Annotated in this window: 17 protein-coding genes and 1 pseudogene; 10 read left to right on the top strand and 8 right to left on the bottom strand. The window is 70.9% G+C overall.

The features are described 5' to 3' along the window. The first annotated feature begins 1 nt into the window (after position 1). Positions 2–412 carry a cupin domain-containing protein gene (locus tag ACZ4IF_RS17035; protein ID WP_467563601.1) on the top strand — a complete coding sequence of 137 codons (411 nt, stop codon included), beginning with the start codon at positions 2–4 and terminating at the stop codon, positions 410–412. Between the two features lie 104 nt (positions 413–516). Here the strand turns inward: ACZ4IF_RS17035 and ACZ4IF_RS17030 are convergent, their stop codons facing one another. The 5 genes from ACZ4IF_RS17030 to ACZ4IF_RS17010 all read right to left on the bottom strand — a co-directional run bounded on the left by ACZ4IF_RS17030 (position 517) and on the right by ACZ4IF_RS17010 (position 4,747). Continuing rightward, positions 517–690, bottom strand: coding sequence for a hypothetical protein (locus tag ACZ4IF_RS17030; protein WP_359500162.1), 174 nt, complete (start codon positions 688–690; stop codon positions 517–519). Between the two features lie 26 nt (positions 691–716). Next, positions 717–1,073, bottom strand: a complete 357-nt coding sequence (locus ACZ4IF_RS17025) for a PRC-barrel domain-containing protein (RefSeq protein ID WP_345651135.1) — start codon at positions 1,071–1,073, stop codon at positions 717–719. 555 nt (positions 1,074–1,628) lie between these two features. Continuing rightward, positions 1,629–3,050 carry an MFS transporter gene (locus ACZ4IF_RS17020; RefSeq protein ID WP_467563598.1) on the bottom strand — a complete coding sequence of 474 codons (1,422 nt, stop codon included), beginning with the start codon at positions 3,048–3,050 and terminating at the stop codon, positions 1,629–1,631. A gap of 246 nt (positions 3,051–3,296) precedes the next feature. After that, positions 3,297–3,962: a nitroreductase gene (locus tag ACZ4IF_RS17015; protein WP_467563596.1), complete on the bottom strand. Its 666-nt coding sequence runs from the start codon at positions 3,960–3,962 to the stop codon at positions 3,297–3,299. A 56-nt stretch (positions 3,963–4,018) separates the two neighbouring features. Then, complete coding sequence (locus tag ACZ4IF_RS17010) at positions 4,019–4,747, bottom strand: SDR family oxidoreductase (RefSeq protein ID WP_467563594.1); 729 nt, start codon at positions 4,745–4,747, stop codon at positions 4,019–4,021. A gap of 276 nt (positions 4,748–5,023) precedes the next feature. Here ACZ4IF_RS17010 and ACZ4IF_RS17005 point away from each other — a divergent pair, with 276 nt between their 5' ends. The 5 genes from ACZ4IF_RS17005 to ACZ4IF_RS16985 all read left to right on the top strand — a co-directional run bounded on the left by ACZ4IF_RS17005 (position 5,024) and on the right by ACZ4IF_RS16985 (position 9,978). Then, a complete protein-coding gene (locus tag ACZ4IF_RS17005) occupies positions 5,024–5,926 on the top strand; it encodes a patatin-like phospholipase family protein (RefSeq protein ID WP_467563592.1) in 903 nt (300 codons plus the stop codon). A 9-nt stretch (positions 5,927–5,935) separates the two neighbouring features. After that, positions 5,936–6,829, top strand: coding sequence for a phosphatase PAP2 family protein (locus ACZ4IF_RS17000; RefSeq protein ID WP_467563590.1), 894 nt, complete (start codon positions 5,936–5,938; stop codon positions 6,827–6,829). Further along, a complete protein-coding gene (locus ACZ4IF_RS16995) occupies positions 6,826–7,434 on the top strand; it encodes a hypothetical protein (RefSeq protein ID WP_467563588.1) in 609 nt (202 codons plus the stop codon). The genes ACZ4IF_RS17000 and ACZ4IF_RS16995 overlap by 4 nt, the downstream gene beginning before the upstream one ends. Further along, positions 7,431–8,597 (top strand): lysylphosphatidylglycerol synthase transmembrane domain-containing protein, encoded by a 1,167-nt coding sequence (locus ACZ4IF_RS16990; protein WP_467563586.1) that lies wholly within the window; start codon positions 7,431–7,433, stop codon positions 8,595–8,597. Before ACZ4IF_RS16995 ends, ACZ4IF_RS16990 begins: the two co-directional genes overlap by 4 nt. A 133-nt stretch (positions 8,598–8,730) precedes the next feature. Then, on the top strand, positions 8,731–9,978 hold the full coding sequence (locus tag ACZ4IF_RS16985) for an ABC transporter permease (protein ID WP_467563584.1): 1,248 nt from the start codon (positions 8,731–8,733) through the stop codon (positions 9,976–9,978). Positions 9,979–10,280: 302 nt separating this feature from the next. Here ACZ4IF_RS16985 and ACZ4IF_RS16980 read toward each other — a convergent pair whose 3' ends face one another. Further along, on the bottom strand, positions 10,281–10,883 hold the full coding sequence (locus ACZ4IF_RS16980; RefSeq protein WP_467563582.1) for a TetR/AcrR family transcriptional regulator: 603 nt from the start codon (positions 10,881–10,883) through the stop codon (positions 10,281–10,283). A 137-nt stretch (positions 10,884–11,020) separates the two neighbouring features. Here ACZ4IF_RS16980 and ACZ4IF_RS16975 point away from each other — a divergent pair, with 137 nt between their 5' ends. After that, positions 11,021–12,559, top strand: coding sequence for a CYTH and CHAD domain-containing protein (locus ACZ4IF_RS16975; RefSeq protein ID WP_467563581.1), 1,539 nt, complete (start codon positions 11,021–11,023; stop codon positions 12,557–12,559). Between the two features lie 198 nt (positions 12,560–12,757). On the opposite strand, the gene ACZ4IF_RS16970 is transcribed toward ACZ4IF_RS16975, so the two are convergent. Continuing rightward, positions 12,758–13,315 carry a type 1 glutamine amidotransferase domain-containing protein gene (locus ACZ4IF_RS16970; protein ID WP_467563579.1) on the bottom strand — a complete coding sequence of 186 codons (558 nt, stop codon included), beginning with the start codon at positions 13,313–13,315 and terminating at the stop codon, positions 12,758–12,760. A gap of 307 nt (positions 13,316–13,622) precedes the next feature. Next, positions 13,623–14,696 carry an alkene reductase gene (locus ACZ4IF_RS16965; protein WP_467563577.1) on the bottom strand — a complete coding sequence of 358 codons (1,074 nt, stop codon included), beginning with the start codon at positions 14,694–14,696 and terminating at the stop codon, positions 13,623–13,625. A gap of 298 nt (positions 14,697–14,994) precedes the next feature. On the opposite strand from ACZ4IF_RS16965, the gene ACZ4IF_RS16960 reads away from it, so the two are divergent. The 3 genes and pseudogenes from ACZ4IF_RS16960 to ACZ4IF_RS16950 all read left to right on the top strand — a co-directional run bounded on the left by ACZ4IF_RS16960 (position 14,995) and on the right by ACZ4IF_RS16950 (position 17,264). Beyond that, entirely contained in the window at positions 14,995–15,426 is a 432-nt protein-coding gene (locus ACZ4IF_RS16960) for a MarR family winged helix-turn-helix transcriptional regulator (RefSeq protein WP_359500136.1), read from the top strand. A 115-nt stretch (positions 15,427–15,541) separates the two neighbouring features. Further along, positions 15,542–16,755: pseudogene (locus ACZ4IF_RS16955) on the top strand (heavy metal translocating P-type ATPase); the annotation flags it as partial. After that, entirely contained in the window at positions 16,752–17,264 is a 513-nt protein-coding gene (locus tag ACZ4IF_RS16950) for a copper chaperone PCu(A)C (RefSeq protein ID WP_467563575.1), read from the top strand. The pseudogene ACZ4IF_RS16955 and the gene ACZ4IF_RS16950, both read left to right, overlap by 4 nt. The last annotated feature ends 82 nt before the right edge of the window (positions 17,265–17,346 follow it).

The raw sequence follows: 17,346 nt of genomic DNA, 5'->3' as shown, positions 1-17,346 counted from the left end.
GGTGTCCCGGGCCCAGCCGCGTTCTCCAGTCGACCGTCGTCGCCGAGCGCCGTGGAACCTCGAAACGCTGCGCCACCAGCCCCGGCAGCGCGGCCTCCAGGGATTCGATACTCAACAGCCACCTCCATTTGCGTTCCTGTTTTCTATCCGCACACGGAACACGGAGGCGAACCTGCACGTCGTCGAGGGTGTCGCCCTGATCGGCACGCCTGACGGCACGGCGTTCGAAGCGCACCCCGGCGAGACGGTGACGTGCCCGCCCGGTGAGGAGCACTGGCACGGCGCGACACCGGAACGCTTCATGCAGCACCTCGCCATGGGGGAGGGGCCGGGCGACGACCGGCCGGAGACCACATGGCTGGAGAAGGTCGCCGACGAGGAGTACGGCAGGCCGCGGACCCGCAGTCACTGACCCCCGGTGTCCGGCGGGCCCACTTCTTGATCACCATCTCCCACGAATGCGAGACGGCGCGTTCGGCGCCACCGGCGGGCAGGATCGCAGCGGCCTGGCACTCCTCAGCGGGCGATGCGGTGCTTTCGTCCGCCGCGTCGGATGCGCATGGCGGCGTAGACGAGGTCGGCGAGCAGGACGACGGCACCGATGATCAGCAGATAGAAGAGGCCGTGCACGGCGAATCCGATGATGCCGAGGACAAGGGCCACGAGAATCAGGAAAAGAAACCAGCTCATCAGCTCTCCCGGCGGGTTCCGGCGGCTCAGCGTCGGGCGAGGCGGCGTTCGCCGCCGGTGCCCGGTGCGTAGTCGAGTTCGTAGTGCGCGAAGACCTTCGGCTCGTCGGGTGCGGGCAACTCGCCGTCGGTGTCGATCGCGGGGGCTTTCCTGACCAGGTCCTTGGCGTAGGTGACCGTCAGATAGCCCGGACCGACGGTCGCGCCGGGGAGCGGCACGAACACCAGTCGGCGCCGGGTGGGCAGGCCGACGGTCACCGTGGCGAAGAACGGCTTGTCCGTCGCGGTGTCGACGTACACCGATTCCAGGACCCCGATCTTGTGACCGCCGGGATCCCTCACGTCATGACCGCGCCACTCGCGGATGTCGGCTGCCTCGAACATCGTGAACCTCCGCAGACTGGAGTACCCCTGAACGCTTTTCCGAAGCGCTCAGTGGCTATGGTTGCTCAGAAACGATCAAATGCCGCCAACAACTCACCGGGGCGCCGGGTCGGGCGGTGCGGATGTCGGCATGTCGGCATATCGGGATGTCGGCCATGGAGCATCCCGCCGCGTCACAGGCCGAAGGCGCCGCCGTCGTCGAACGTGCCGGGCTGCGGCACACCTGGCTTCCGACCGGGCCCCGCATCGAGGTGCCGCATGCGCGGATGCATGAGGCCTGTTCGGCCTGATCGATCCGCCGCGCGACCACGGCGTGTACGAGATGTCCTGGGTGGGTCCGACGGCAGTGCTCGTGTCGACCATGGCTGATCTCAACGGCCTCTACGGGCAGTTGCACCCATCGACGACGGGTTGTCGGCGCCGTACCTGCGGGCACTGGACGGCCGCCGGGAGGCACCGGACGCGGGGGACTTCGCCCTGGTCCGGCAGCCGGAGTGCGGAGCAGGCCGGCCGTTCGGCTCCGTCGCGGCCGGGACAGGGCGAGACGGCCGGCGGTCACCCGCCGCCCGCGTCCTCCTTGGCCGGCACGCACCGCCAGGCGAGCGCGGCGGCCGTCAGGTAGGCGAGGGCGCCGATGCCCATGCTGACGCGCAGTCCGGTGCCGTAGTCGCTGCTGGTGGCCAGCAGGCTGCCTCCGAGTGCCACACCGGTGGCGCTGCCGACCTGGCGAGTGGTGTTGAACAGCCCGGAGGCGGCTCCCGCGTACGCCGCGGGTGCCGAGGCCATCACGGTGGCGGTGGAACCGGTGAGCGCGAAGGACGTGCCGAACCCGGCGGCCATCATCGGGGCGACCAGCAGCGCGTAGGCGGGATCGACCCCGGCCGCGGCCCAGCCGGCCAGGCCCAGGGCACCCAGGAGCATGCCGGTGACCACCAGCGGGCGATCGCCGGTGCGGCGGGACAGGCGGCCGGACAGGACGGAGGCGAACATGGTCATCGCCACCGCCGGGAACAGCGCCAGTCCGGTTTCCAGGGCGCTGAAGCCACGCTGGTGCTGGAAGTACAGGCTGGCGGTGAACACCATGCCGTAGAAGCCGAAGTTGAAGAGCAGACCGATGGCGGCGGCACCGCTCATGGTGCGTGAGCGCAGCAGGCGCAGCGGAAGGGCGGGGCGCCGTGCGAGCCACTCGCGGACCACGAACGCCGCCCCGGCCGGCACGGCCAGTCCGAGCGCGGCGAGGACGGCGGGATCCGACCAGCCGCGTCGCCCGGCCTCGTTCAGCGCGGTGGTCAGCAGGGCGACCGCGGCCACCACGGCACACTGGGCCGGCCAGTCCAGGGCCCGGTCGGCGCGCCGGGGCGACGGCGCGACATGACGCAGCGTCAGGAACAGGCAGATCACGCCGACGGGCAGGTTGATGAGGAAGACCCACCGCCAGCCCACCGTGGACACCAGCAGCCCGCCCAGCAGTGGTCCGGCGGAGGCCGCGACACCTGCCATCGATCCCCACAGCCCGAAGGCGCGCGAGCGTGCCGCCGGCGCCGGGTACGCCTGCTGGAGCAGGGCGAGGGAGCCGGGGACGATCAGCGCCGCGCCGAGTCCCTCCACGAGACGCGCCACGACGAGGAAGGCGGTGCCCGGCGCGGAGGCGCACGCGGCCGAGGCCAGCGTGAAGACGACCACGCCCGCACAGAAGACGCGCCGGTTGCCCAGCCGGTCGCCGAGCGCGCCACCGGTCATCAGGAATCCGGCGAAGACCAGGGTGTATCCGTCCGTGATCCACTGGATGCCGGTGAGCGAGGCCGACAGTTCCCGGCCGACCACGGGCACCGCCACGTTGATGATGGTGACGTCCAGGATGACCATGAAGTACCCGGCGCACACCGCCAGCAGCGGTGCCGTGGAGCGCTGTGCGGCCGTGGCGTCGGGTCCAGGTGGTCCGGGCTCGCCGCCACTGACCGATGCCGCGATGGGCACGTCGCCGACTCCGTCCTGTCCGCGGACATCCGACCAGGTCAGCATGCTAGGGCGAGCAGGACGGCGAGTCGACGACCTACGGCTCCTGGGGTACTTCGGTGTCGGGGGTGGCTCTCGGCGGGCGGGCGTTGAACCGGCGCAGTCGGTCGGCCGGGACCCGCTCCTTGATCAGCGCGGAAGTGGCCGGAAGGGCAGGGCGCTGACCGCGGGGGGCCTGAGACCGCTCCGACGCGGTCCGCAGTCCCCCTAGCCCTCGACGAACGTGACCGTCTCGTCGAGCGGCGCCCGGCCGGTACGGGTGTAGCCCACCGCGCCGTCCTCGTACCCGATGGACATGCCGCAGAAGAGCATGAGGTCGTCGGGGGGTGACAGGACCTCCGCGACGGTCTTGCGATACACCGACCACGCCATCTGCGGGCAGCTGTGCAGCCCTTCGGCGCGGAGCAGCAGCATGACGGTCTGCAGATACATGCCGACGTCGGACCACTGGGGCCGCCCCAGGTCACGGTCGATGTAGCAGAACAGGGCGGCGGGCGCGCCGAAGCATTCCCAGTTCGCGGAAGCGGCCCGCTGACGCGCCTCCCAGTCCTCGTGTGCGATTCCGAGTGCGCTGTAGCGCTCGTGGCCGAAGGCGGATCGGCGCTCGCGGTACGGGGACTTCAGCGCGGCCGGGTACATCTCGTACTCCCGCTGGTCCCACGGGTCGCCTGCTGCCACGCGCTCGCCCGCGCGCCGCTTGAGGTCGGCCAGCGGCTCGCCGGTCAGCACGTATGCGTGCCAGGGCTGGAGGTTCGATCCGGACGGCGCCCAGGCCGCGGCGGACAGTACGCGCTCCAGCACCTCCCGCGGGACATGCCGGTCGGTGAATCCGCGGACCGCCCGTCGGCTCGTGACCGCCTCGTAGACGTCCAAGACCGTCTGCCTCCCGTCCGCTCGCCGTGTCCGCGGGCCTGAGTGGGAGCCGGCCGTCAGGAGAGCCAGTCGGTGTAGCGGGTGGGGGCGATGCGGGCGTCCTTGTCGGTGAGGACGTCGCCCTCGACGGCCGCGAACATGCCGGCGGTGGGGTCGGTGACGACGGTGCGCTTGTCGCCCTTGTGGGACAGAGTGATCCGGCCCAGTTCGTCGAGGTGGAAGATCTCGGGGCCACCGACGTTGCGAATGCCGTTCAGCGGGGCGCCCGCGGCGACTTCCGCCACCGCCTCGGCCACGTCCTTGGCGGCGATCGGCTGGATGGGTGTGGCGGGCAGCCGGACGGTGTCGTCGTCGGAGGTCCAGGACAGGACGGCGTCCATGAACTCCATGAACTGGGTCGCGCGGACGATCGAGTAGGGGACCGGTCCGGCCGCGAGGATCTGCTCCTGGAGCGCCTTGGCCCGGTAGTAGTCCAGCGCCGGCACCTGGTCCACTCCGACGATCGAGAGGATGACGAAGTGGCCGACGCCGCCCTTCCGGGCCGCGGCCAGGAGGTTGTCCATCGAGGTCTGGAAGAAGGCCGGGGAGGCTTCGTCGAAGGTCGGGGAGTTCGTCAGGTTGACGACGACGTCGGCTCCGGCCACCGCCTCGTCCAGCCCCTGGCCGGTGAGTACGTCGATTCCGGTGGACTTCGAGTGCGGTACCGCCTCGTGCCCGGCGGCGTTCAGATCCTTGACGACCTGCGAGCCGATGAGCCCCGTACCGCCGATGACCGCGACCTTCATGACACACCTTTCGTCGGAGGATATATCTGCAATATGGCATATGGGACGCCGTGTGGGCGCGGCAAGGAGCGGAGTCCTGATCCGTGAGGGGCGCGCCGCCTGTGGCGCCCGGCTTCAGGTGGGGCTGCTGTGGTCGCGGTCATGACCCGACTCCGTTGCGCGGTGGGATGGGTGCGATTCAAGCAAAACGAATGTTCGTCTTGACGTCCGGATGATCGATGTCGCAGGATGGGGGACGCAAAACGAATGATCGTTCTCGGAAAGGGAGGAGGCGACATGGGTCCCGCACAGACCGGGGGGTCGGCGATGACCGCGCACCGGGTCCCACGGGACGCCGGGGCGCCGGCCGGGCCCGGCCCGGTGGCGTCCGGCACCGTGGCGTTCGTGCTCCAGGGCGGAGGCAGCCTGTGCGCGGCGCAGGTCGGTATGTTGCGAGCGCTCACGCGGGCGGGGATCAGGCCCGATCTCGTGGTGGGCTCCTCGGCCGGCGCGCTCAACGGCGTCGCCTTCGCCACCGATCCGAGCATCGAGGGCGTCGACCGGCTGGAAGCGCTGTGGCTGGGTCTACGGCGACGGCATGTCGCACCGATATCGCTTCGGACCCTCGTCAGGGCCGTGACGGGCCGGGGAGAGGCGGCGGTCTCCAGTACGTCTCTGCGGCAGGTGTTGCGGTCCGTCATCGGCGTCGGCGGGCTCGAGGAGACCGTAGTGCCGGTGCACGCGGTGGCGACCGACTTCGAGACCGGCGCGCCGGTCGTACTGTCCCGGGGCGACGCCGTTTCGGCGCTGCTCGCCTCGGCGGCCTTCCCGGGCCTGTATCCCCCGGTGCGCGTGGGGGAGCGCCGGCTCATCGACGGCGGTGTGTCGGCGGACGTGCCCGTTCTGCAGGCCGAAGCGCTCGGCGCGACCACCCTCTACGTACTGCCGGCGGCAGTCACGCGACAGGCCGGCGGCCATGGGCCCGGAGCTCTGTGCGTCGCCTTCCGGGCACTGGAGCAGATCCTGGTCGAGCGAGAGCGGCGGGACCTCGCCGCCGTCCGCGGGTCGGTTCTCCGGCTGCCCGCGGCCACCACCCGCGTCGCGAGCGTCGTCGACTTCCGCGACACCCCGCGGCTGATCGAGGCCGGCTGCCGACTGACCGAGGGCTGGCTCACCCGGCAGCCCGCGGCCGCGGCGTGAGGACGCCCGATGGTCGACCTGGCCTCCCCCGCGCCCCCTCTGGCGCCGAACCCCTCACGAACACCGCGCGGACGTGCGCTGCCACGGTGGTGGGCGGAGTTGCTGCTGCTGGGGCTGCTGTACGCGGTCTACGAGATCACTCGGGGAATGCAGCGGGGCTGGACCACCACGGCGGACCGCAACGGCCGAAGCATCCAGCGCTGGGAAGACGCCGTGCATCTGGCGCCGGAGCAGTCGCTCAACGAGGTGCTGCACCACCTTCCGGTCCTGGCCGTCCTCGCCGCGTACTTCTACGCCACCCTGCACTACATCGTCACGCCCGCCGTACTGATCTGGCTCTACCGAAGGCATCCCGCGCACTACCGCAGGGCCCGCACCTGGCTCGCCACGGTCACCTTGAGCGCACTCATCGGATTCTGGCGCTTCCCGGCCACACCGCCCCGACTGCTTCCTCGGGCGGGGATCCACGACACCGTGGCCGATGTCGAGCAGTGGGGGTGGTGGAGCGGGCAGACCAGCGCGCCGCACGGGCTGGGCGGCCTCGTCAACCAGTACGCGGCCATGCCGTCCCTCCATGTCGGCTGGGCCGTGTGGTCGGGCTGGCTCCTCTTCCGGCACGCCCGCCGCGGGTCGCTGAGGGGGTTCGGCCTCGCCTACCCGTTCCTCACGACGCTGGTCGTCGTCGCGACGGGCAACCACTACCTCGCGGACGCCGCCGCGGGAGCCCTCCTCATCGTGCTCTTCGGCGCGCTCGCAGGCCGCGTCCACCCCTTCGGCGGACACGTCGTCGGGCGGGCGTCCCAGGCCCGTCCGGCCAGGAATGTCCCGCGCGACACCGACGCCACGTCCAGAGCACACCGCCCAAGTCCCCACGTGAAGCGTCCCCCAGGTGACTCACCATGACCCATTTCGTTCCACCCCAGTCGCCACCCCCGGACGACGGAGACACCCCGAGCATCGGGTCCCGGCCACCCGGGGCGCGACCCGGCAACGGCAAACGTGTGCAAGGCAGTTGGCTGCGCAGTCAGCGCCGCGGCCAGGGCCCCACGCATCTGCCGTTGCACCTGGTGGAGGCCTTCCTCATCGGTCATGACTCCGGAGGGCCGACCGGGGGGCTCCTGCGCTTTCGGACCGCCGACGCCGACGGGCCCGGCCGCTCACGGCCGTCCTGGTGGCGCCGCCCGGACCTGGGGCACCAACTCGCCGGCTCCAGAGGGGAATTGCGGCTCTTCCGCAACGACCGTTCCGACGGGACCGCTATCCGACCTGCCCCGATCGCCATCCTCACTCTCAACGGCATCACCGACGCCGCCACCCTGATCCGGCTGGACATCGGTGGCTCGTTCCTCTCCATCACCGGGAAGGGAGCCGGACGCGTCGCGCCCGTGGACGTGGACGTACGGTTCCCGGCCGGTCTGTGGGGTCTGCTCCTCCCGGAGCACACGCGATGCCGGGTGCACCTGGAAGGTCCGGCCCGCCTGATACCCGACTGGCCGATGCAGCGATGAGCAACTCGCAACAGGCCGGGGTGGATGGCGAACAAGATCCGGGCGGGGGAGCGGGCATCCTGGAGGGACATGCCTGTCCGACGGACGAGTTGATCCCTCCGGTGCGCTTTCGCCGACGGACCGTGCTGACCGCGGGCGTCATGGTGGTCGTACTCGGTACGGAATCCGTTCTGGTGGCGCCCTACGCGCGTCGTGCGGCGGGCCAGTTGGCCCATGTCCGGCCGATGTGGCTCCTGTTGGCCCTCGGCGCCGAGATGGCTTCCATGATGGCGTTCGCCCGCCTGCAACGACTGGCACTGGGAACCGGTGGTCTGCGCGTCGCGCTCGGCTCCGCCGTCGCCACGGTGTTCGGCGGGAACGCCCTTGGTGCCACGTTGCCCGGCGGAAGCCTGGTGTCGATCACCTACCGGACTCGCCGCATGCGCTCCTGGGGCGCCAGCGTGCCGCAGATCGGCTTCACCCATGCGGCCACCGGCGTGCTGAGCACGATCGCACTCGTCGTGCTGGCCGGGGCGGGCAAGACCCTCGCGGGGGACGGCTCGCAGCTTGCCCGGGTCGCCGTCCACGTCGGGGTGATCTGCGCGCTCACGAGCGCCGCGCTGGTTCTGATCCACCACGCGGCTGTGCTGCGCCGGCCCGTGAACGCCCTTCTCCGGCTGTGGCGCAGACTGCGACGCGGTTCGGTGGGCGACGTGTCGGCCGACCGACTGCTCGACGAACTGGCCGCGATGCACCCGCCGGCCCGATTCTGGGTGCGGGGTTTCGCCTTCGCCCTGCTCAACTGGACCACCGACTTCCTGTGTCTGCTCGCCGTGTGTCACGCGGTGGGCGCGCGGCCCGCGTTGGGGACGGTGCTGCTGGCCTACACCGCAGGGGTCGCCGCCGCGTCGGCCATGCCGCTGCTGCCCGCAGGGATCGGTGCCCTCGACGCGGCCCTGGTGCTCGCTCTGCACCACGGTGGGGTGGCGAGCAGTACCGCGACGGCCGCCGATCTCCTCTACCGGACGATCACCCCCGGGCTGGTCGGCGTCGCGGGATGGGTGCTTCTGCTGCGGCAGCGCCGACGGTCGGCCCACAGCCATGCGTCGTGCGACAGCGCCTGCACCGTGCCGACGGCCCCGTCCACGAGCCCCGCAGCGAGCCTGGCCGGCTGGAGGAGATAGCCGGGTCGGCATCCGCCCAGGTCGGCACGGGTGCACGTGAAGAAAAACGAACATTCGTCTTGACGTTTCCCCGACCGCCGAGCCATGCTGGCTCGGCAAAAAAGAATGTTTATTCGCCTTTGGAGGCTTGATCGTGAAGAACCCGTTGGTGCGATTGCTGTCCTTGCGACGGGCCGTCATCGTGATCGTGGCGCTGCCGCTGGTGGTCTCGTTGGCCGTGATGGCGTACGCGTGGCCCGCGTCGCGCATCGCGCCGCGTGATCTGCCGGTAGGGATCGTGGGTACGAGCGAGGCCAGCCAGAACGTGGTCGAAGGCCTGGCCCGCAGCAAGCCGGGCGGATTCGACTTCCATCTCTACGCCGACGAGGCGTCGGCGCGCTCCGCGATCAAGAGCCGGGAGGTCTACGGCGCCTTCGTCATCACTCCAGGCAGTCTCACCGTGCTGGAGGCCTCCGCCGCGAGCACCTCCGTGGCCCAGCTGATCCATACGTCCGGCCAGCAACTTGCCGCGCATGCGCTCCAGTCGACCGCGAAGGAAGCCCCGGCGGCCGACAGGACGTCCGTCAGGTCCAAAGCCGGAAGGACAGCCAGGAGGGCGGTCACGAAACCGTCGGCCAAGGTCGTCGTGACGGAGGTGGATGTCGTCCCGAGTTCTGCGGACGATCCCCGGGGAGTGGTGTTCAACTCGGCGGTTCTGCCGCTCACCATATGCAGCATTCTCATCGCGTCGTTCCTCACGATGTCCGGCCTCCGGATGCCCAGGTGGCGTCGCGTCGTCGAACTGGTCGCCGCGTGCGCGGCGGCCGGCTTCACCGCCTACTTGGTCGCCCAGGGCATGCTCGGGGCGCTGCCGCACGAGCAAGTGGCCACGTGGGCGGCCGTCTCTCTCACCATGCTCGCCATCAGCGCGACCAGCGCGGGCCTGATCACGCTCGTCGGTCCCGCGGGGCTCGGGCTCACCGCGCTGCTCATGGTCTTCGTCGGGAACCCCTTCTCCGGTGTCACGTCCGCACCGGAAATGCTGCCCAAGGCGGTGGACACCATCGGCCAGTGGTTGCCTCCGGGCGCCGGCGCGAATCTTCTGCGCAGCACGGCGTACTTCGACGGCAACGGCTCCGAAGGCCACATCACCGTTCTCGCCCTGTGGTGCGTCCTCGGCCTGACGGCCGTCGCCCTCGGCGGTCGGACCCGCACCGCCGCGGACGGAGCGCCGGTGCAACACGTCGACACGGCCGACGGCGCGGGGTCCGAAGCCCCGGTCCAGAGCGAAACCGCGACGCCCGACTCGCACCCGGCCCCCGAAGGGCAGTCCGAGTCGCCCGCGCTGATGTTGGAAGCGGGGCCCGCACGCTCGCACGCACGGCACGCGGCCGACCACTGAGACGGGCCGCGACGGGGGCCGTCTGACGCCGTGTCGCGCCGGCGGTGAAGGAGCGCCGGCGCTGCCTGCGAATGAGGCCCCGGCCGGCCGCGCAACGCAGCATCGGGCTTCTGGTGCGCCACGACACGCTTGGGTCGTCGTGGTGCACCAGAAGCCCGTATTCGAGTGCCGCCGTCATGGGCGGGACGGTCCCGTCATGGCAGCGGAACGCACGCTGAAGAGCTGCCCCGATCAGCTTGATCTGGCGGGGCAGCCTCCTGTCGGAACCGATGACCGGTCAGGTCAGTGGCGACCGTCCAGTCTCAGGACGCGGCAGCGTCGGGCCACAGCGCCCGCAAGGCGTCGGGCACTCCCTCCACGTCCTTCGACCCGCCGATGGCCAACTGGAGAAGGTAGCCGGGCAGGGCGCACATGAGAGTGGCCGCGATCGCTTCGGCAGTCGCCTCGCGCGGGAAGGCTCCGCTGTCCTGGTGCTCTCGGACGACCTCGGCGAGATCGGCACGCATCCGGGTCAGCAGGTCGTTGAACTGCCTGGCCAGTGCGGGGTTCCGCAGAGACTCGGACCAGGCCAGCACGGCCAGTCCGGCGACGTTCTGCTCCACCGTCTTGGTCTTCACCATCTCGAAGACATCGGCCATCATCGCACCGACGGAACTGCTGGACCGGTCCGTGGCGACGCTGTGGACCATCGTCACGACCTCACGCATGTTCTCCTCGGCGATCGCCGTGATCATCTCTTCCTTGCTGGCGAAGTGCCGGTACACCGCGCCTGCCGAGAGGCCGGACTCCGCGAACAGGTCCTGCATGGACGTCGAGTGAAATCCGTCCCGCAGGAAGCAACGGCGAGCCGCGTCCAGGATCTGCGCGCGGCGGGCCTCCATGTACTGCGGGGTGACCTTGGGCATGGATCCATCCTAAGCGATAAAAAACGAATGGTCGTGTTAGCTTAGCCTGTCGGCGGCCTGAGTGGCGACGATCGAAGCACCCCGATGAGAGGGGTGTGTACGGGTTTGAGCTTCGCGAATACGCCAACGCGATCTGTATGGCCCATTCGACACGAGAAACCGAACGCAAATACGCGGCGCCGGCGGCCGACGACCTCGGATGGCTGTCCGACCTGACCCGTGTGGCCGGGGTCGCCTCGCTCGCGGGGCGCGGCGTGCAGGAGCTGGACGCCGTCTACTACGACACCGACGATCTGCGGATCGTCCGCTCCCGCGCGTCCTTGCGGCGCCGGACGGGCGGTACGGATGCGGGGTGGCACCTGAAGCTTCCCCTGTCGGGCGACAGCCGTGAGGAGATCCGGGCCCCGCTGTCGTCGGTGGATGTCCCCGACGAACTGCGGCAGCTCACTCTCTCCCGCACCCGTGGCGCAGCGCTGCGGCCGGTCGTGCGTATCCGCTCCACCCGCTCCTTGAACCACCTCCTCGATGCCGAGGGCGACGTCCTGGCGGAGCTGAGCATGGACACGGTCAATGCCGACTCGCTGCTCGACGACGGCAGGCATGCGACGTGGAACGAGATGGAGATCGAACTCGCCGGGGACGGCGACCCTGCACTTCTGGACGACGTCGAGAAGGTGCTGCGCGAGAACGGTGTCGACCGCGCCCCGAGCCCGTCCAAGGTGCTCCGGGCGATCGAGGAGACCACGCCCCTCCTGCGACGCGAGCCGGACCCACGCGCCGGGATCGCTCCGGGATCCGCGGGCGACCACGTACTCACCTACGTCGACGGGCTGGTCCGCGCCCTCACGGACCTGGATCCCGCCGTCCGTCGCGAAGCACCCGACGCGGTGCACCAGATGCGCACCACGGCCCGCCGCCTGCGCGGATGTCTGCGTACCTACCGGTCCGTGCTCGACCGTGAGGTCACCGACCCGATCCGGAAGGATCTGCGGTGGCTCGCGCGGGCGCTGGGCGCGGAACGCGACCAGGAGGTACTCCGGGAGCGGCTGACCTCCGGGATCCAGGAACTGCCGGTGGAACTGGTTCTCGGCCCCGTCGGTGCCCGCCTGCAGGCCTGGGACGCCGCACGGCGGGCCGACGGCCGTCGACGCACCCTCGACGCGCTCGGTTCGGCCCGCTACCTGAAGTTGCTGGAGCGGCTGCAGCGTCTGGCCGACGCCCCGCCGCTGCGTGCCGAGGCGGCAGGCAAGCCCGAGAAGGTCATGGTCAAGGCGCTCCTGAAGGAGTACGACCGGCTCGCCCGGCGCATGGACCGGGCGCTCGACATGCCCACCGGATCGGAGCGGGACGCCTCGATCCATCACGCCCGCAAGACTGCCAAGAGGCTTCGCTACGCCGCGGAGGCGGCGCAGCCGGCCCTGGGGAGGTCCGCGCGGCGCCTCGGCAAGCGCGCCAAGGCCGTACAGCAGGTGAGCGGCGCTCAGCACGACGGCGTCGTGGCCTGCGGGACCCTGCGGGCTCTGGCCATCTCCGCGCACGCGGCGGGCGAGGCCGGCTTCACCTGGGGCCTGCTGTACGGCCAGGAGAGGGCCGCGGCCGGTGCCCGGGGGCGGGAGCTTCCCGAGGTGTGGGCTCGCGTTCCTGCGGCGGCCCGGCGCAAGCGCCTTCGCCGCTGAGGTGCTTCCCCATGTACGTACCGCTTCCGACCGCGAGCGGGCACGGCGGTCGATGTCGTGGCTCTGGGGGAAGTGCGTTTCGGAAGCCGCGGTTTCGGCAGGCTCGGACCGCGTTGTCTCGACGCGCGGGGCTCCGCCCGGCACTGGTCTCGGGGCTTCTTCATCGCCCAGATGCCGGCGGCGTCGGTCTCGCGCCGTTCATGCGGGCTGCGGGGCCCTGGCGAACTCCTCGACGATCGTCGCGCAGAACGCGGGCAGATCGTCCGGTCCGCGGCTGGAGATCAGCCCCCGATCGACGACAACCTTCTCATCGACGACCTCGGCTCCCGCGTTGCGCAGATCCGTTCGGATACTGGGCCACGACGTCAGACGGCGCCCGCGCAGCACGTCCGCTTCGGCGAGCGTCCACGGCCCGTGGCAGATGGTCGCCACAGGCTTGCCGCTGCCGATGAACTCCCGGACGAACGCCACGGCTTGCTCGTCCGCGCGCAGTTGGTCGGGATTCATGGTGCCGCCGGGCAGTACAAGCGCGTCGTAGTCCGCCACGGACGCCTCCGCGACCGTCTTGTCCACCGGGATGCTGCCGGCGGGGTCGATGTCCGACTGCCGGGCGCTGATCTCTCCGTTGTGCAGCGCAAGGACCTCTGTCTCGGCTCCCGCGCCGTGCAGCGCACCGCGCGGCTGCTCCAATTCCATGCGCTCCACACCGTCGGTGGCCAGGATGGCGACCTTTCGGCCGCTGAGCTCGTTGGTCATGGTGCTGTGCTCCAGTCGGCATCTCGACATCTCGACGTCACGGCCGTCGGGCCGCGACATGCTTCCGGTCCCGTTGGTGCACGAGTGACCACGTCGAACGGCTCCACACGCTGCAAGCCCCGTCAAAGAATCCTGAAGGTCCCACCATGCGAACCGTCCGTCGAGGCGCCCGCGCGCTCCGGTCGGGGCCCTAGTAGTTGCTCGGACAGGCAAATGCTCGGGGGGCGTGGCGCGGACCGTCCGTATGGAGGGACCCTTGCTGGTGGGGTGGGTGCGGGAGCAGGCGGCACCCGCACCCACCTCTGTGTCAGTCGAGCGTCGGGTAGTCGGTGTAGCCGCGATGGTCGCCGCCGAAGGAGGTGGCGCGGTCCGGGGCGTTGAAGGGGCCGCCTGCGGCGAGGCGGGCGGGCAGGTCGGGGTTGGCCAGGAACAGGGCGCCGTAGGCGATCAGGTCGGCGGTGCCGTCCTCGATGAGGCTCAGGGCGTCGGCACCCGTGGGCTCGGTGCCGGTGAAGGGGTTGAGCACGAAGGTGCCCGGCCACGCCTTGCGCAGCCGTACGAGCAGGTCGCGCGTGCCGGCGATCTCCAGCTGGTGGAGGTAGGCGAGACCGAGGGGTGCGAGGGCGTCGACGAGGGCGGTGTAGGTGGCGTCGAGGTCCGTACGGTCGCTCTCGTCGATGTCGTTGTGCGGGTTGCCGGGGGAGATGCGGAAGCCGACACGGTCCGCGCCGATGGCCCCGGCGACCGCCTTCGCGGTCTCGACGGCGAACCGGATCCGTCGTTCGGGGCTGCCGCCCCAGGCATCGGTGCGCCGGTTCGTGTTCGGGGCGAGGAACTGGTGGATCAGGTAGCCGTTGGCGCCGTGCAGTTCCACGCCGTCGAAGCCCGCCTCGATCGCGTTCCGCGCCGCGGAGGCGAAGTCGGCGACGGTCTCCTGGGTCTCCGCGTCGGTCAGCTCGCGCGGGGTGACGAAGTCCTGCGGTCCGTCGTGCGTGTAGACCTGCCCCTTCGCGGTGACCGCGGAGGGGCCGACGGGGGTCAGGCCCATCAGGCTCGGGTGGCCGACCCGGCCGGTGTGCATGAGCTGGAGGAAGATCACGCCGCCCTCGGCGTGCACCGCGTCGGTGACCTTGCGCCAGGCAGCGATCTGCTCGGGGGAGTGGATGCCGGGGGTGTCCGGGTAGCCCTGCCCGACCACCGACGGCTGCGTGCCCTCGGTGACGATCAGGCCGGCGCTCGCGCGCTGGGCGTAGTAGGTCGCCATCAGGTCGGTCGGGCTCTGCGCGGGGCCGTAGGCGCGGCTGCGCGTCATCGGTGCCATCACGATGCGGTTCGGCAGGCGGGTGCGCCCGAGATCGTAGGGAGCAAACGCTGTGGTCATGAGGAATTCCCGTTCGGATCGGTGGGTCGGCATCTCGACGATGTCAATACCTGTCCGAACAAGTAAATACGTTCCTCCATTCCGAAAGTCGTGTGATCTGCATCACTAAGCGCGTCGGGTTGGCCGGTAGGCGCCGCCTGAGGTGCAGAGGTCGGGCGCGCTAGGCTGCTCTTGCTCGATCAAGATTCTCGTGAAGCTCAGGAGCGACGTGGCGAAGGAAGCGGACACCGAGCCGACCGGGTCTCCCTCCGCTGACGTGGTGCGTCCTCAGCTGCCGCCGTCGGTGCAAGCGGGAGCCATGACGCACGCGATCTTCCGCGTGGCCCGTCTGCATCGCATGCTCGCCGGACAACTCCTGCGCCGCGTCGGCCTGCACACCGGGCAGGAGCTCGTCATGATGCAGTTGTGGGACCTCGGCCCCCAGCGCCAGACCGACCTCGTGCGCCTGCTCGGCTCCGACGCCGCCACCATGACCCGCACGGTCAAGCGGTTGGAGCACGCCGGCTTCGTCCGCCGCCGGCCCTGCGAGACGGACAAGCGCGCCACCATCATCGAACCCACCGCGGCCAGCCTCGCACTGCGCAAGGAGGTCGAACAGGTCTGGGCGGAGCTCGAAGACAGCGTCGCCGGCGACCTGAGTGCGGACGAACAGGACGCCATGCTCCGTGTGTTGGCACGCATCGAGGACAGCCTCAGCCGGGCCGCCGAACAACACAGCCCCCTCGCCTAGGTCCTGTCCGGATGGGCGTCCGCGCGGCGCCGCGACAGGGATCCGCGGTGTGGCGCACCTCTACCTCGAAGTGGTCGTCGGCGTCACGCTGTTCGTGCTCGCCGGACGGTTCCTGGAGGCGAGGGCCCAGCGGTCGGCCGACGCGGTCGCCGGTGTCCTCGTCCCCGTGGTGCCGGCGCTGGCCGTCACCGTGCTCGGGTTCTGGCTCGGTGCCGGGGCCGACCCGCAGGCCGCCGTCACGGCGTGCGTGGCCGTGCTGGTCATGGCCTGCCCGTGTGCGTCGGGACTGGCGACACCGACCGCGCTGATGGCCGCGGCCCGGCGCGGAGCCCGGCTCGGCGTGCTGGTCAGCGGGCCGCGGGCGCTGGAGGGGCCGCGGCATGTCGACGTCGCCGTACTCGACAAGACCGGCACCCTCACCTCCGGGCACAGGAGCGTCGCCCGGTGCACGGTTGTGCCGGGCGGGCTGGAGAAGGACGCGGTGCTGCGGCTGGCCGGTGCGGTCGACTAGAGCTCGGAACATCCGCTGGGGCGGGCGATCACCGCGTATGCGCGACGGACAGCGGAGGTGCTGCCGGACGTCGTCGAGTTCAGCGCCCTCCCCGGGCGCGGGGTCCTCGGCCGGGTCGAAGGGCGCCGGATCGAAGTACTCGCCCCCGACGGCGAGTTGCCGACCGGCCTGGCGGACGCGTTGCGAGTCGCGGAGGCCGCCGCGCACACCACGGCCGTGGTGCGCGTGGACGGCGTCCCCGAAGCGCTGTTCGAGATCGGGGACGCCGTACGGCCGGGAAGCTACCGGGCCGTCGACCGGCTGCGGCGCCTCGGCGTCCGGCCCGTGCTCGTCACCGGCGACCGTGGGGCGCCTGCCCGGTCCATCGCGGCGGACCTGGGGATCGACGAGGTGCACGCCCGCTGCACACCCGAGGAAAAGGCTGACCTGGTAAGGGAGTTGCGGGCGCAGGGGTGCCGGGTCGCCTTCGTCGGGGACGGTGTCGACGACGCCGCGGCACTGGCCGCCGCCGACCTCGGCATCGCCATGGGCAGCGGCACCGACGTGGCCATCGGCGCCGCCGACGTGACTCTTGCACGAGGGGACATCGAGGCCCTGGCGGATGCCGTACTGCTGGCCCGGCGCACCCAGGGCCCGATCCGCGCCAATCTCGTATGGGCGTTCGGCTGCAATGTCGTCACCGTGCCGGCCGCCAAGGCCGGCCTGCTCACCCCCTGCTCGCCGCCGTCGCGATGTCGGCCGGCTCCCTGCTGGTGGTCGGCAACAGCCTGCGGCTGCGCGGGCGGCAGCCCCTGCCCGCCGCCCGGAGGCACCGATGACTCAGCCGTCCGCCCGGCGGCCGACTCGTCGCCGGCTCACCGACACGCTGCTCGCCGCCCTCGCGCCGGTCGTCGTGTGCGTCATCGCCCTCGCCGGCCTGACCACCTGGGCCGCCACCGGGAACGCGGGCAGCCCGGCCAGGATCGCCGGTCCGAAGGGGCGGGTATTCCTGCCGTACGGGGACAGCACGGAGACCGCGGCGTTCTTCGACGTCGCCAACACGGGTGGCGCGGACGACCGGTTGGTCGCGGTGACCTCCTCCGCCACGAGCGGGCAGATTGCTCTCAGCCGCCACCGCATGACCGGCGGCGGGGCCGCCACCGGGGCCCAGGTGGCCTCGGCCGCCGTCCCCGCGGGCCGTGGGCTGTCCATGTCACCGGGCGGTCCGGCCGTCACGCTTGCCGCCGAGGGGGACTGGAGGGAGGGCGACCTCGTGCCGTTCACGCTGTACTTCGAGCGTGGAGGGGCGGTCAGGACCAGCGCGGTGGTGGTCCGTCCGACGTCGTGACCGGGTGCCTTTCACGTCATGGCCGCACGGCGACCGACTGCTTCGGGGATCGCCGGTGGTGTCACGCATGTCGACCCGCACG

Source organism: Streptomyces sp. NPDC025784 (assembly GCF_055558435.1).
This window is presented reverse-complemented; position numbering and strand designations above follow the sequence as displayed.

Excerpts from the sequence above, each read along its gene's own strand:
- ACZ4IF_RS16965 (WP_467563577.1), bottom strand. The coding sequence starts at position 14,696 with ATGACCACAGCGTTTGCTCCCTACGATCTCGGGCGCACCCGCCTGCCG.
- ACZ4IF_RS17000 (WP_467563590.1), top strand. The coding sequence starts at position 5,936 with ATGGTCGACCTGGCCTCCCCCGCGCCCCCTCTGGCGCCGAACCCCTCA.
- ACZ4IF_RS16960 (WP_359500136.1), top strand. The coding sequence starts at position 14,995 with ATGACGCACGCGATCTTCCGCGTGGCCCGTCTGCATCGCATGCTCGCC.
- ACZ4IF_RS17030 (WP_359500162.1), bottom strand. The coding sequence starts at position 690 with ATGAGCTGGTTTCTTTTCCTGATTCTCGTGGCCCTTGTCCTCGGCATC.
- ACZ4IF_RS17010 (WP_467563594.1), bottom strand. The coding sequence starts at position 4,747 with ATGAAGGTCGCGGTCATCGGCGGTACGGGGCTCATCGGCTCGCAGGTC.
- ACZ4IF_RS16980 (WP_467563582.1), bottom strand. The coding sequence starts at position 10,883 with ATGCCCAAGGTCACCCCGCAGTACATGGAGGCCCGCCGCGCGCAGATC.
- ACZ4IF_RS16970 (WP_467563579.1), bottom strand. The coding sequence starts at position 13,315 with ATGACCAACGAGCTCAGCGGCCGAAAGGTCGCCATCCTGGCCACCGAC.
- ACZ4IF_RS16975 (WP_467563581.1), top strand. The coding sequence starts at position 11,021 with ATGGCCCATTCGACACGAGAAACCGAACGCAAATACGCGGCGCCGGCG.
- ACZ4IF_RS16950 (WP_467563575.1), top strand. The coding sequence starts at position 16,752 with ATGACTCAGCCGTCCGCCCGGCGGCCGACTCGTCGCCGGCTCACCGAC.
- ACZ4IF_RS17025 (WP_345651135.1), bottom strand. The coding sequence starts at position 1,073 with ATGTTCGAGGCAGCCGACATCCGCGAGTGGCGCGGTCATGACGTGAGG.
- ACZ4IF_RS16995 (WP_467563588.1), top strand. The coding sequence starts at position 6,826 with ATGACCCATTTCGTTCCACCCCAGTCGCCACCCCCGGACGACGGAGAC.
- ACZ4IF_RS16990 (WP_467563586.1), top strand. The coding sequence starts at position 7,431 with ATGAGCAACTCGCAACAGGCCGGGGTGGATGGCGAACAAGATCCGGGC.
- ACZ4IF_RS17005 (WP_467563592.1), top strand. The coding sequence starts at position 5,024 with ATGGGTCCCGCACAGACCGGGGGGTCGGCGATGACCGCGCACCGGGTC.